At 47.5% G+C, this 13565-nt stretch carries 13 protein-coding genes; 12 read left to right on the top strand and 1 reads right to left on the bottom strand.

The genetic code is table 11. The features are described 5' to 3' along the window. Positions 1-126 precede the first annotated feature (126 nt). The 9 genes from B5E53_RS03140 (at position 127) to B5E53_RS03100 (ending at position 8949) form a co-directional block, all read left to right on the top strand. Positions 127-1365: an ABC transporter substrate-binding protein gene (locus B5E53_RS03140; RefSeq protein WP_087312575.1), complete on the top strand. Its 1239-nt coding sequence runs from the start codon at positions 127-129 to the stop codon at positions 1363-1365. Between the two features lie 313 nt (positions 1366-1678). Then, the gene (locus tag B5E53_RS03135; protein ID WP_087312574.1) at positions 1679-2560 is read left to right on the top strand and encodes a branched-chain amino acid ABC transporter permease; all 882 of its coding nucleotides are present in this window, start codon (positions 1679-1681) and stop codon (positions 2558-2560) included. Between the two features lie 13 nt (positions 2561-2573). Next, positions 2574-3653, top strand: a complete 1080-nt coding sequence (locus B5E53_RS03130) for a branched-chain amino acid ABC transporter permease (RefSeq protein WP_087312573.1) — start codon at positions 2574-2576, stop codon at positions 3651-3653. 2 nt (positions 3654-3655) lie between these two features. Continuing rightward, positions 3656-4414 carry an ABC transporter ATP-binding protein gene (locus B5E53_RS03125; RefSeq protein ID WP_087312637.1) on the top strand — a complete coding sequence of 253 codons (759 nt, stop codon included), beginning with the start codon at positions 3656-3658 and terminating at the stop codon, positions 4412-4414. Positions 4415-4428: 14 nt separating this feature from the next. Next, on the top strand, positions 4429-5139 hold the full coding sequence (locus tag B5E53_RS03120) for an ABC transporter ATP-binding protein (RefSeq protein ID WP_087312572.1): 711 nt from the start codon (positions 4429-4431) through the stop codon (positions 5137-5139). 8 nt (positions 5140-5147) lie between these two features. After that, positions 5148-5768, top strand: coding sequence for a cytidylate kinase-like family protein (locus B5E53_RS03115; protein ID WP_087312571.1), 621 nt, complete (start codon positions 5148-5150; stop codon positions 5766-5768). A 75-nt stretch (positions 5769-5843) separates the two neighbouring features. Next, positions 5844-7259 (top strand): amidophosphoribosyltransferase, encoded by a 1416-nt coding sequence (locus B5E53_RS03110; protein ID WP_087312570.1) that lies wholly within the window; start codon positions 5844-5846, stop codon positions 7257-7259. Between the two features lie 157 nt (positions 7260-7416). Further along, a complete protein-coding gene (locus B5E53_RS03105; RefSeq protein WP_087312569.1) occupies positions 7417-8130 on the top strand; it encodes an MIP/aquaporin family protein in 714 nt (237 codons plus the stop codon). Positions 8131-8415: 285 nt separating this feature from the next. Next, positions 8416-8949, top strand: coding sequence for a TetR/AcrR family transcriptional regulator C-terminal domain-containing protein (locus B5E53_RS03100; protein ID WP_162611768.1), 534 nt, complete (start codon positions 8416-8418; stop codon positions 8947-8949). 50 nt (positions 8950-8999) lie between these two features. Here the strand turns inward: B5E53_RS03100 and B5E53_RS03095 are convergent, their stop codons facing one another. Then, complete coding sequence (locus tag B5E53_RS03095; RefSeq protein WP_087312567.1) at positions 9000-9896, bottom strand: LysR family transcriptional regulator; 897 nt, start codon at positions 9894-9896, stop codon at positions 9000-9002. Positions 9897-10060: 164 nt separating this feature from the next. Here B5E53_RS03095 and B5E53_RS03090 point away from each other — a divergent pair, with 164 nt between their 5' ends. From B5E53_RS03090 to B5E53_RS03080, 3 genes are all read left to right on the top strand, one after another. Beyond that, on the top strand, positions 10061-10417 hold the full coding sequence (locus B5E53_RS03090; RefSeq protein WP_140401431.1) for a hypothetical protein: 357 nt from the start codon (positions 10061-10063) through the stop codon (positions 10415-10417). A 119-nt stretch (positions 10418-10536) separates the two neighbouring features. Continuing rightward, entirely contained in the window at positions 10537-11844 is a 1308-nt protein-coding gene (eno, locus tag B5E53_RS03085; RefSeq protein ID WP_087312565.1) for a phosphopyruvate hydratase, read from the top strand. Positions 11845-12097: 253 nt separating this feature from the next. After that, positions 12098-13414, top strand: a complete 1317-nt coding sequence (locus B5E53_RS03080) for a BMP family ABC transporter substrate-binding protein (protein ID WP_087312564.1) — start codon at positions 12098-12100, stop codon at positions 13412-13414. Positions 13415-13565 lie beyond the last annotated feature (151 nt).

Here is a 13565-nt window from a genome sequence, read left to right as displayed (position 1 = left end):
AAATTGTTGCTTTTGCAAAAAGAATGTAGTAGAATCGTAAAGAAGAAGAAAGGCGTTCTTATGGGATGACTGAAGGATGCCTTTTTTCATTATTAATTAATCATTCTTGAAGGAGGAAGAAGTAAGATGAAAAAGTTAGTGACAGCAGCTCTTGTTCTTGCCATGACGGTGGGATGTCTTGCAGGCTGCAGTGGCGGTTCCGGAAGTTCAGAAGGAAGCAAAGATGCCAACGCCTTCTACATCGGTGGAATTGGACCGACAACAGGTGCTGCAGCGATTTATGGTAATGCGGCAAAGAACGGTGCCCAGATTGCCATTGATGAGATCAATGAAGCTGGCGGAATCAACGGCGCTCAGATTGAGTATCGGTTTGAAGATGATCAGAATGATGCTGAGAAGTCGGTCAATGCGTATAATACCTTAAAGGACTGGGGTATGCAGATCCTTTACGGAACAGTTACAACAGCACCATGTATCGCAGTGGCAGATATGACGGCATCTGACAATATGTTCCAGATTACCCCATCTGCATCTTCCACTGATGTTATCGATGGAAAGACCAATGTATTCCAGGTATGTTTCACTGACCCTAACCAGGGTACTGCTTCCGCGCAGTATATCGATGAGAACAATCTGGCAACAAAGATCGGTATTATCTATGACAGTTCCGATCCATATTCCTCAGGAATCGAAGAGAACTTCGTAAAAGAAGCAGGAAACAGAGGACTGCAGATCGTGTCAGAAGAAGCGTTTACCGCTGATTCCAAGACAGATTTCCAGACACAGCTTCAGAAAGCACAGGATGCTGGAGCAGACCTGATTTTCCTTCCGATTTATTATCAGGAAGCTTCTATTATCTTACAGCAGGCAAATAACATGGGTTACGCTCCGACATTCTTCGGTGTGGACGGCATGGACGGAATCCTGACTGTAGAGAACTTTGACACATCCCTGGCAGAGGGCGTTATGCTTCTGACACCATTCGCAGCAGATGCTCAGGATGATGCGACAGTAAGCTTTGTTACCAAGTATAAAGATCAGTTCGGCGAGACTCCAAACCAGTTCGCAGCAGACGGTTATGATGCAATCTATGCCATCAAGGCAGCCATCGAACAGGCAGGAGTGACTCCGGATATGAGCGCTTCTGATATCTGTGATGCCATGAAGACTGCAATGACTCAGATTGATGTACAGGGTCTGACCGGCGACGAGGGCGGACTGAAATGGTCTGAGACCGGTGAAGTGAACAAGTCCCCGAAAGCGGTTGTGATCAAGAACGGCGTATACGTAAGTATGGATTCTGACAACGCTGCCGCAGCTGATACAGAGGCTGCACCAGAGGCAGATACAGCTGCTCAGGAATAATACGGGGTTATCATACAGGATAAGAGCCCGGAGAAGGGCTGCGTGAGGCAGCCCTTCTTTCATTGATGAAACATTTTGCCCACAGATTCGGCAAAATGGGTATTCCGAAAAATATAATTGGAAAAGGCAGAAGCCGGGGAGACAATTATGTTTTTCGGAATGCTTACGACATATTGTTCTGACAAAAGAGCGGTATACCGGAGTCTGCGGGGAAGAAGCGTTTCTGCGTCCCGGTATGGTAAGCAGGTTACAGGTATAACAGGAGAAAAGCTTGTACAGTACAGTTTGAAAGAAAGAAAAAAGAGGTGGAAAGATGAGTTTTATATCCTATTTATTGAATGGCATCAGTCTGGGCAGTGTATATGCCATCATCGCTCTTGGATATACGATGGTGTACGGTATCGCAAAGATGCTGAACTTTGCTCACGGTGATGTCATTATGATTGGATGTTACATCGTGTTTACCATGATGACAACTTTGGGAATGAATCCAATCGTCAGCATTCTGACAGCAGTTGTGGGGTGTACAGTCCTTGGTGTTGTCATTGAGAAAATTGCGTATAAACCTTTGAGAAAAGCGTCCCCGCTGGCGGTATTGATCACAGCCATCGGTGTCAGCTATTTCCTGCAGAATCTGGCGTTGATCATTTTTGGCGCGGATACAAAATCCTTTACTTCCGTGGTCAATATGCAGCCGCTGCGTCTGGCAGGGGGCAAGCTGGTGATTTCCGGCGTGACTATCGTCACAGTCATTGTCTGTATCGTTATTGTTGCCGCCCTCATGCTCTTTATCAAAAAGACAAAGGCAGGACAGGCGATGCTGGCGGTTTCTGAAGATAAAGACGCCGCGCAGCTGATGGGTGTCAATGTCAACAGAACAATCTCTCTGACATTTGCCATCGGTTCCGGTCTGGCAGCCATCGCAGGTGTACTGCTTTGTTCCGCATATCCGACCTTGTCTCCGTATACAGGATCCATGCCGGGTATCAAGGCCTTTACAGCGGCGGTATTCGGTGGAATCGGCTCCGTTCCAGGTGCGTTTATCGGCGGAATCCTTCTGGGAGTCATTGAGATCCTGGGAAGAGCGTACATTTCCTCGCAGTTATCCGATGCCATTGTGTTTGCAGTTCTGATTCTGGTGCTTTTGATCAAACCTACCGGAATTCTTGGTAAGCCAATTCATGAGAAAGTGTAGGTGGAGACGTAAGATGAAGAATTTCAGTTTGAAAAATATGAATAAAACTACAAAAAATCATTTCATTACCTATGCCATGGTGATCATCGTATTCGCAGTGGTGCAGTTTATGGTTTCCGGCGGCATGATTTCCAGTCTGATGCAGGGGCTTTTAGTTCCCCTGTGTACGTATTCCATTGTTGCGGTGGGACTCAACCTCTGTGTGGGATATCTGGGCGAGCTGAGTCTTGGACATGCGGGATTTATGTGTGTAGGCGCGTTTTCCAGTGCTTTCTTTACCAAATATATGGAAGACTCCGGTATGAATCCGAATCTCCGGTTCTTTCTGGCTTTGGTGATTGGTACGCTGGTAGCGGCTCTCTTCGGATGTCTGATCGGAATTCCGGTTCTCCGTCTCCGGGGAGACTATCTGGCCATTGTTACTCTGGCCTTTGGAGAGATCATTAAAAATGTCATTAACGTTATGTATGTGGGAAAAGACAGCGCGGGTCTTCATTTTTCCATCAACGATAACGCATCCTTTACATTGGATGACACCGGCGATATGATCATTGACGGCGCCATGGGTATTACGGGAACGCCGCGTCAGTCTACCTTCCTCATTGGTGTTGTTATTCTGCTGGTATGTCTTTTTGTGGTATTTAACCTGGTAAATTCCCGCAGCGGCCGTGCCGTCATGGCAATCAGAGACAACCGTATCGCGGCGGAATCCGTGGGAATCAACATTACAAAATATAAATTGATGGCATTCAGTATTTCTGCGGCCATCGCCGGAGCGGGCGGCGTTCTCTACGCCCACAACCTGTCCACGCTGACAGCTCTTCCGGCTAACTTTGGATATAACATGTCCATTATGATCCTTGTCTTTGTGGTACTGGGAGGTATCGGAAGTTTCCGCGGCTCCATCATTGCAGCGGTGATCCTTACCATGCTTCCGGAAGTGCTCCGGGGACTGGCCGATTACCGAATGCTCATTTACGCCATCGTGCTTATTGCGATGATGCTGTTTAACTGGGCGCCGAAAGCCATTGAGTGGAGACAGAGATTTTCTGTGAAAAAGCTCTTCCATAAAGACGTGAAGGGGGTACAATGATCATGGCAATGCTTGAAGTAAAAAACCTGGGTATCTCCTTCGGAGGCCTCAGGGCAGTAGATAATTTTGAAGTCAATATCGAGAAAGGCCAGCTGTACGGGCTGATCGGCCCGAACGGAGCCGGAAAGACCACAGTGTTTAATATGCTCACCGGTGTTTACAAACCGGATGACGGTCTTATCCGTCTGGACGGACAGGATCTCATCGGCAAAAGTACCATTGAGATCAACAAAGCAGGCGTGGCGAGAACGTTCCAGAACATTCGGCTGTTCCACGCGCAGACTGTCCTTGATAACGTAAAGATCGGTCTTGCCAATCATTATAAATATTCCACGCTGACCGGAATTCTGCGTCTTCCAAAATACCGGAAGATGGAGAAAGCCATGAACGAGAAAGCCATGGAACTTCTCAGAGTCTTTGAGATGGATGACAAGGCGGATTATCTGGCGTCCAACCTTCCTTATGGCGATCAGAGAAAGCTGGAGATTGCCCGTGCCCTTGCCACAGAACCGAAGCTTCTGCTTCTGGACGAGCCGGCGGCCGGCATGAATCCAAATGAGACGCAGGAACTGATGGATATGATTCGTTTTGTCCGGGATAAGTTTGACATGACCATCCTGCTCATTGAGCATGACATGAAGCTTGTATCTGGTATCTGCGAGGAGCTGACGGTCCTGAACTTTGGTCAAGTTCTGGCTCAGGGAAAGACCAGTGACGTACTGAACAATCCGGAAGTCATCAAGGCATATCTGGGAGAATAGGAGGAAATGACTGTATGGCTATGCTTGAAATAAAGGACCTGGAAGTATATTATGGTGTGATCCAGGCTATCAAGGGAATTTCCTTTGAAGTCAATCAGGGAGAGGTCATCGCGCTGATCGGTGCCAACGGAGCGGGAAAGACCACTACTCTGCAGACAATTACCGGTATGCTTCAGGCAAAAAAAGGACAGATCATCTTTGAGGGAAAAGACATTACCAGAGTACCGGGACATAAAATCGTGTCCATGGGAATGGCCCACGTGCCGGAAGGACGCCGGGTGTTTGCTGACCTCACTGTTCTTGAGAATCTGAAATTAGGCGCATATACGCGGAAAGATAAGAGCGAGATCGCGCAGACGCTGAAAAAGGTATATGAAAGCTTTCCGAGACTGGAAGAGAGAAAGAATCAGTCCGCGGGAACGTTAAGCGGCGGAGAACAGCAGATGCTCGCCATGGGACGGGCGCTTATGTCCAAACCGAGAATCATCCTCATGGATGAGCCTTCCATGGGACTTTCTCCGATTTTTGTGGAAGAAATATTTAAGATCATTCAGGATATATCCGCAGCGGGAACCACTGTGCTTCTGGTGGAACAGAACGCCAAAAAAGCGTTGTCCATTGCTGACAGAGCTTACGTTCTGGAAACAGGAAATATTGTGCTCAGCGGGGACGCGAAGGAACTGATGAATAATGAATCCATTAAGAAAGCATATCTGGGAGAGTAGGTGATTGTATGGAACATACGGTAATTACAATTGCGAGAAGCTATGGAAGCGGCGGAAGAACCCTCGGAAAGCTTCTGGCAGAGGAGCTGGGAATTCACTGCTATGACAGAGAGCTTCTCCGTATGGCGTCCGAGCAGAGCGGCATCAATGAGGCGCTGTTTGGAAAAGTGGACGAGAAAATAAAGACCATGCCTTTATTCCGTATCAGCAGGAACATTTACAAGGGAGAAGTGCTGCCGCCGGACAGCGACGACTACACTTCCGACGACAACCTGTTCAATTATCAGGCAAAGTGTATCAAGGAACTGGCAAAGACAGAGTCCTGTATCATCATCGGACGCTGTGCGGACTTCATTTTGAAGGACGAGCCGAATGTGATCAAGCTGTTTTTCTATGCGTCCAGAGAAGACTGTATCAAACGGACCATGGCGCAGAACGGCGGTACAGAAAAAGACATTATCAAAAAAATTGAAAAGAGAGACAAATATCGTTCTGATTACTATAAATATCACACGGGAAGAGACTGGAATGATGCGCGGAACTATGATTTTTGTCTGAATACTTCCAGCACCAGTTATGAGAAGCTGGTCAAGGTGGTAAAAGATTATATTGACATCTGCAAACAGTAAAGCGCCGCGGATATCATCATGCGGCAATCAATTTTATAGAATTAAGTTTCATTTTTTACGGTAAAGGAGCGTAATATGGGCGGAATTTTTGGAGTAGCATCAAAAGAGAACTGTGTATTTGACCTGTTTTTCGGTATTGATTATCATTCTCACCTGGGAACCCGCAGGGGCGGAATGGCTGTGTACAGCAAAGAGAAGGGGTTTGACCGTTCCATCCACAATATCGAGAATTCTCCGTTTCGGACAAAGTTTGAGAGAGATGTGGATGAGCTGTCCGGTTATCTGGGCATCGGCTGCATTTCTGATAATGAGCCGCAGCCGCTTTTGGTACAATCCCATCTGGGCAGTTTTGCCATCACCACGGTGGGGAAGATCAACAATCAGGAAGAACTGGTACAGAAAGCCTTTGACAACGGGCGCGCACATTTTCTGGAGATGAGCGGCGGAGGTGTGAATCCCACAGAGCTGGTGGCCTCGCTGATTAATGAAAAGCAGAGTATTTCCGAGGGAATCCGCCACGCTCAGGAATCCATTGACGGTTCCATGAGTATGCTGGTCATGACAGAACATGGCATTTTTGCGGCCAGAGATCTTCTGGGAAGAACCCCTCTTTTTATCGGTGAGAAAGAGAACGGTCACTGTATTTCCTTTGAAGATTTCGCCTACGCCAATCTGGGATATAAGACCTGTAAGGAGCTTGGACCGGGAGAGGTGGTCTTTGTCCGCCCGGACAGCGTGAAGACAGCGGTGCCTGCCGGTGATAAGATGAAGATCTGTTCCTTCCTCTGGGTATATTATGGATACCCGAATGCCACTTACGAGGGCGTCAATGTGGAGACCATGCGGTATCGCTGCGGTGAGCTGCTGGCGAAAAGAGATGATGTGCAGACCGATTATGTGGCCGGTGTGCCGGATTCCGGTATCGCCCACGCGGTGGGTTATGCCAATGAGTCGGGGATCCCGTTTGCCCGGCCGTTCATCAAATATACTCCAACCTGGCCGCGTTCTTTTATGCCGCAGAATCAGACCAAGAGGAATCTCATTGCCAAAATGAAGCTGATTCCGGTGCATCCGCTGATCAAGGGAAAGAAACTTCTGCTCATTGACGATTCCATTGTGAGGGGAACGCAGCTGGGCGAAACCACAGAATTTCTTTATGAGAGCGGTGTGAAAGAAGTGCATATCCGTCCGGCCTGTCCGCCGCTGCTGTACGGATGTAAGTATCTGAACTTCTCCCGCTCCAAGTCAGAACTGGACCTGATCACCCGCCGTGTGATCTTAAAGAGGGAAGGGGAGGAAAAGGCCAATGATCCGGAGATTCTTGCGGAATACGCCAATCCGGATTCTGAGAGATATCAGGCTATGCTCGATGATATCTGCAGGGAGCTGAATTTTACCTCTCTGCGTTTCCACAGACTGGACGATATGATTGAGTCCATCGGACTTCCGAGAGAGTGTCTGTGTACTTACTGCTGGGATGGAAAAGAATAAAAAGAATAAATAATATTTAGAAAATCATAAAGAAAAAGTAAGAAAATCGACATTTTCCTACAAAATTCCTCCGATGTGAAAACAAAATTCGGACTTTTAGTGCTATATTTAATACAACACTAGTGTACAACTTATTTTACAGAAGGAGGAATTTTTTATGACTGCATATCTTGGTGAATTTTTAGGTACCATGCTCCTCGTTCTTCTTGGAGATGGCGTTTGCGCCAACGTGAACCTGAACAAATCAAATTTCAAAAATGGCGGTCTGGTAATTGTAACAATCGGATGGGGTATGGCAGTACTTCTTCCGGCAGCATGTTTCAGCAACATCTGTGCAGCGTCTTATAACCCTGCTCTGACTATTGCTCTTTGCATCGGCGGTTCTCTGCCATGGTCTCAGTGCATCGGTTATATCATTGCAGAGATGGTTGGTGGTATCATCGGCGGTATCCTTGTATGGATCGCATTCAAACCTCAGTTCGATGCAACAGCAGACGAACCGGGAACAATGCTCGGTGTCTTCTGTACAGCTCCTGGCGTAAGAAACATTCCTTACAACATCTTACAGGAAGCATTTGCAACTTTCTGGCTGGTATTTGCAATTCTTGCATTCCCGAACTGCGGCGTTGTTGATGGCGGTGTTTCCAAATTCTTCGTATTTGCGATCATCGTTTCCTGCGGTATGTCCTTCGGCGGACTGACCGGATACGCTATGAACCCTGCCCGTGATATCGGACCTCGTATCGCTCATGCAATCCTTCCTATCAAAGGTAAAGGAAGCTCTGACTGGGGATACGCAATCGTTCCTATTCTCGGACCAATCATTGGTGCAATCGTTGCCGTATTATTATACATGGTTATTCCGTGGTAATTACACGTCAGCCAAAAGAATGTTACCATAAAAATTCTATACATTATTTATTTGCCCAGAGTAGATGTTTTAGCTGTGAAGAAATGTCCGCCCTGGGTAAATTTATTTTATAATCGATTCTGTGCGTGTGTACATGTGAATGTGAAAGCAATTATTTCTGACATTTGAATTTGATATAACAAAGATATTATATATATATTATGCAGATGATAAAAAAAGAGCTAAACTATGGGAGGAGAAAAGAGGGATTTACTTTGGAGTAACCACAGGAGAGGAGAACACGAGATGGTAAGCAAGACAAAAGAGAAACTCGCAGAGGCTTTTAAGACAGTTGTCTGCAAAAAGTCTTTTACAAAGACGACCATTGCGGACATTACAAAGGAATGCGGAATGACCAGAGAGAATTTTTATTATCATTTCCGTGACAAATACGATATTTTAGGCTGGGTCTGCAGACACCAGCTTGTGGCGAATATTCCGGAGAAGTACGATAAGAAGTATGTGGAAGATCTGATTATCTATCTGGTCCGGAAGATTAACGAAGATTATAAATTCTACCGGACGGTGGTGCGGGATGTGGGTGTGGAGCAGGTAAGAAAAGAAGTACTCCCCTATATCCGGAAATTGATCTACCGTCTGATCGATGAAACCATAGATGAAAACGTATGGAGAATGCGCGAGGAGAAGGAGAATTTTGCCGTCGATTTCTTTTCGGATGCATTCATTACTTTTCTGACAGAGTATATGCTGGAAAATGAAAAGATGGATGAAAAACTGATGGTGATGAATTTTCATTTTCTGTTTACACAGTTCTTTTAAGAGCCGGATCTGTTTCCGGCAGATCAGAGATTGACAGCCGGGCGAGCCTGTCACGGATGTTCCGGATGCTGCAGCAGGAGTTCAATAAACTTCTGGGCGGCAAGACTCAGGGAGTGCGTGGAATTCTGAAGAAGACAGATTTCCCGCTCCGGAAGAGATTCATAGAGGGGAATCTCCACGATTTCCTTCCGCTCAAAAGCATGGCTGGTCAGTTTTTTCGGATAGAAACCAATACCCAGATTATGCTGCACCATAGGGAGAATCTGGTCGGTGGTGGCTGCCGTCATTTCCGGCCGGAAAGTCAGGTTGTGATCCATAAAAAACTGCTGGTGAAACTGCCGCGTGCTGGTTTCTTTCCCCAGCGAAATAATGGGAAGCTCCTGCAGTTCATAGAGATGATGTTTCGTCTCGGCAAAAGAAGAATATTTGACGCCTCCGATTAAGATTTCACGGAAAGAAGACAGTGGAATTTTAGTGAGAGGCTTTTTTATTTTTACGGGAGTTGCGATAACGGAGAAATCCACCAGATGATCGCAGAGGGAGCGCACGGCCTGGGGAGCAGAACAGTTCAGCAGCTGGAGCTGAATGTGCGGGTACTGTTCATGAAACGCTTCCAGTTTATCAAGCAGGAGAAGGCGCAGAGCGATCTCGCTGGCGCCCACCGTGATGAGACCCTCTTCCAGGTTCCGCTCCTTCCTCAGCTGCTTTTCGCCGGCGAGGATCTGTTTGTAGCCCACAGAGACATAATGAAACAATGTCTCTCCCTCCGGTGTCAGGGATACACCGCGGTTGGAGCGCACAAAAAGCCGGCAGCCCAGTTCATTTTCCAGAAGATTCATACAGCGGGTAATGTTAGGCTGGCTGTTGTCCAGAGCTTCGGCGGCCTTTGTGAAGCTTTTATATTGAGCGACGTAATAAAAAATGCGGTAATAATCCAGAATAACCATGATAATTCCTCCTAGCCATAACAAAATAGAATAATAACGATATTATATATATATTTTACGTATTGTGTTTCGGGAAGTATAATACAATTGTTTCAAGAAAACAAGACTTTTGGTTCCCGAAAATTATATAATAGGAAGCACAAAAAAAGAAAGGGGATTTTATCATGTTAATGAAAAAAACATTTTTAGCATTTGGAATCGCTGCAATGATATTCGCTGCATGTCTGGGCAACATGGTCATGGTACAGGCAGCCTCTTCGGGCACAACACAGAGCGAACCTTCTCAAACAGAACAAAGGGCGATGTTATCAGAATCTAATTTCTTTTCTCCGGGACGGTTAGGACAGGCTGTAACCCTCTATGGAACAAGTGATGGATCAAAAAAGACAACCATTCTTTCCCCGGGAAAGTTCGGGACGATTGACCGTACCGATAAAAATATGTGGGGTGAGAACCAAAGTAAAAAAATCACATGGCTTTCTCCAGGACAGTTTGGAGAAAACGAGCTTTATTTATCCTGACAGTGATAAAGAAAGGGAATCCTTTCTTTTAAAATAGAAGTGGATGTATAAAATTAAAAAAATCCTCCAATACTGAAAACGGGAAAAATTTACATCATTTCAGTATAGGAGGATTTTTTATGGCAAAATGTTATGGAAAAGAAAAATTTGTGATTGAAGAAGTACACGGTCTGGAGGTGCTGGATTCCCGCGGAAATCCTACGGTGGAAGTCACCGTCCTCTTAAAAAGCGGCGCCATCGGAAAAGCTATGGTTCCGTCCGGGGCATCTACAGGGCGGTATGAGGCCGTGGAACTTCGGGATGAGGAAAAACGGTTTGGAGGAAAGGGCGTGGAGCGGGCAGTGACCAACGTCAACACCCGCATCAATGACCGCCTCTGTGGCTGTGACGCTCTCAATCAGAGGGAGATCGACCGTATTTTAATTGAGGCGGATGGCACGGAAAACAAAGGAAAATACGGGGCCAACGCCATTCTGGGTGTTTCTCTGGCCACGGCGAAAGCGGCGGCGGACGCCCTGGGGATTCCGCTGTACCGCTACATCGGCGGCGTGAACGGGAAAACACTGCCGGTTCCGATGATGAATGTTATCAACGGCGGCGCTCACGCCAAAAACTCCATTGATTTTCAGGAATTTATGATCATGCCGGTGGGAGCGGAGAGTTTCTCCGAAGGTATTCAGATGTGTGCGGAGATCTATCAGCAGTTGAAAAAGACCCTGCACGAAAAAGGTCTGTCCACCGGCGTGGGCGACGAGGGCGGTTTTGCTCCTGACCTGGAGTCGGCGGAGGCGGCCCTGGATATTCTCGTGCAGGCCACAGAGGGAGCGGGATATAAGCCTGGTGAGGACATCTGCTTTGCTATGGATGCCGCCGCTTCCGAGCTTTTTGATGAGAATTCCAAGCGCTACTATTTTCCGGGAGAGAGTAGTATGAAAGAAAAAGAAATCTACCGGAACGCCGAAGAGATGGTGCAGTATTACGAGGCGCTGGTGGAGCAGTATCCGATCATCTCTATTGAAGACGGGCTGGGCGAGGAGGATTATGCCGGGTGGAAGGTGCTCACCTACCGTCTGGGCGAGAAAATCCAGCTGGTGGGCGACGATCTTTTTGTGACCAACACCAAACGCCTGCAGGATGGTATTGAGAAAGGCATCGCCAATTCCATCCTCATCAAACCGAATCAGATCGGAACCCTCTCAGAGACTCTGGACGCCATTTTGATGGCTCAAAAAGCCGGTTATACCACCGTGATCTCCCACCGGAGCGGGGAGACAGAAGATACCACCATTGCGGATATCGCCGTGGCGGTCAACGCCGGGCAGATTAAAACCGGTGCCCCGTGCCGGGCAGAGCGGACCTCCAAATACAATCAGCTTCTCCGCATTGAGGAGGAGATGGGCAGCACGGCGTGCTTTAAAGAAAAATAAAATGGCATCCGGATCAGACGTCCCGGATGTCTGTGTTGTGGCGCGGCAGTTTGTTCTGCCGCGTAATTTTTTTCTCAGTTTAACAATTACCCTCTTTACTTCTTTTAAAATGTATTCTAATATAGATATAAGTATTGCCTGAGACAGCCGGAGCCGGAATGATGAGGAAAGCTGGCGGAAAACTGTGCCCGGGCAGTGAAAAACGCAAAAGCGGCAGTGTTCGCGCCGCCGCAAAAGAAGCAGGAGGAAGAAAATGAAACGATATATTGCGATGATACTGGCTGCGTTGATGGCTTTATCCATAATGGGATGCGGACAGTCCGGAGATCTGTTTCCGGAAAGCACCGTCGCTGGTGATTCTTCTCAGACAGCGCCGGTGGATGAGTCGGGGATGAAGGTGGGATACATCCTTCCGTCAGGAACGGACACTACAGACACCAATTCCAGGATTGAAGACATTCGGCAGATGCAGTACGAGACGGGACTGAAAGACAGTCAGGTGCTGATTCGGACGGATGTGTCAAAGGACGACTGTGCTTCAGCCATCGATGAGATGGTGAAGGAGGGCTGTAACATTATTTTTGCCTGTGACAGCCGGTATGAAAATACCATGCTGGAGGCGGCAGAGCAGAATCCTGATGTACAGTTCTGCCAGGAAGACGGCACCAAGGCCAAAAAGAGCGGCCTTGATAATATGCATAATTACTATGTACGTCTTTTCGAAGCTTATTATGCAGCCGGTGTGATATCCGGAATGAAGCTGAATCAATATCTGAACAGCGGAAAAATCACCAGTTCCGAGTGTGTGATTGGTTTTGTCGCCAGCGAGGAATCTCCGGAGACGACCAGCTGCATCAACGCCTTTTATATGGGTGTCGGGGAAGTCTGCTCGCAGGCGTCCATGCTGGTGCGCTATACAGACGGCAGCGGAGATTATGACGCGGATGCAGAGGCAGCACAGCAGCTTCTGTCAGCGGGAGTTTCGCTGATGAGCCAGTTTACCACGACCACCGGTGTGGCCACCATCTGCGCGGAAAATGATATTCCGATCGTGGGCAATGCGGTGAACATCATTGATGTGGCTCCGAGCGAGGCGCTGACGTCCGCCATCGTCAACTGGAATGTATACTATACCTATGCGGTCAATTGTGTGGTGAACGGAACCGCCATTGACACTGACTGGTGCGGCGGATACGATGACAATGCGGTCACTCTGAGTCAGTTAAATGATGCACATCTGGCCGACGGCAGTGTGGAACGTCTTCAGGATGTGGAGAAAGAGCTGAGAAACGGCGACGCCAAAGTATTTGATACGGAGAAGTTTACCGTGGACGGAAGCTCTCTGGAGACTCTGGCAGAAGATGATGCTGACTTTAAGAAGTACGCCAAAAATATAAAAGGCGGAGAATATAAAGAGTCGGGAAAACGTTCCGCTCCATCCATGGAGTTCTTTGTGGACGGCGTGGAAGAAAGCACTTACAATTATCTGGGAGATGAAGAAAATACCACGGACAGCGAATCAGATTCCGCAGATGAAAGCGGCAGCACTGCGGAGGACGCTGAGGAATAGAGTAGCACAGCGCTGCGGGGCCGCCGGATGAGAACAGGATCCAGAGTGAGGACAATACAGATATTTCGGAAAAATCAAAGATGCCGCCGCAGGAATCAGATTTTCCCTCTTGTATTGCGGAAGATAATATGTTATCATGATACAAGTTGTG

Origin of the sequence: Eubacterium sp. An11 (assembly GCF_002161065.1) — a bacterium.
Taxonomy (GTDB): Bacteria; Bacillota; Clostridia; order Lachnospirales; family Lachnospiraceae; genus Anaerobutyricum; species Anaerobutyricum faecale.
Note: the sequence above shows the minus strand (reverse complement) of the source record. Positions and strands in the feature narration are given on the sequence as shown.

Coding starts and splice junctions, on each gene's coding strand:
- B5E53_RS03120 (WP_087312572.1), top strand. CDS start 4,429: ATGGCTATGCTTGAAATAAAGGACCTGGAAGTATATTATGGTGTGATC.
- eno (WP_087312565.1), top strand. CDS start 10,537: ATGGCAAAATGTTATGGAAAAGAAAAATTTGTGATTGAAGAAGTACAC.
- B5E53_RS03110 (WP_087312570.1), top strand. CDS start 5,844: ATGGGCGGAATTTTTGGAGTAGCATCAAAAGAGAACTGTGTATTTGAC.
- B5E53_RS03140 (WP_087312575.1), top strand. CDS start 127: ATGAAAAAGTTAGTGACAGCAGCTCTTGTTCTTGCCATGACGGTGGGA.
- B5E53_RS03090 (WP_140401431.1), top strand. CDS start 10,061: ATGTTAATGAAAAAAACATTTTTAGCATTTGGAATCGCTGCAATGATA.
- B5E53_RS03105 (WP_087312569.1), top strand. CDS start 7,417: ATGACTGCATATCTTGGTGAATTTTTAGGTACCATGCTCCTCGTTCTT.
- B5E53_RS03095 (WP_087312567.1), bottom strand. CDS start 9,896: ATGGTTATTCTGGATTATTACCGCATTTTTTATTACGTCGCTCAATAT.
- B5E53_RS03080 (WP_087312564.1), top strand. CDS start 12,098: ATGAAACGATATATTGCGATGATACTGGCTGCGTTGATGGCTTTATCC.
- B5E53_RS03135 (WP_087312574.1), top strand. CDS start 1,679: ATGAGTTTTATATCCTATTTATTGAATGGCATCAGTCTGGGCAGTGTA.
- B5E53_RS03125 (WP_087312637.1), top strand. CDS start 3,656: ATGGCAATGCTTGAAGTAAAAAACCTGGGTATCTCCTTCGGAGGCCTC.
- B5E53_RS03130 (WP_087312573.1), top strand. CDS start 2,574: ATGAAGAATTTCAGTTTGAAAAATATGAATAAAACTACAAAAAATCAT.
- B5E53_RS03115 (WP_087312571.1), top strand. CDS start 5,148: ATGGAACATACGGTAATTACAATTGCGAGAAGCTATGGAAGCGGCGGA.
- B5E53_RS03100 (WP_162611768.1), top strand. CDS start 8,416: ATGGTAAGCAAGACAAAAGAGAAACTCGCAGAGGCTTTTAAGACAGTT.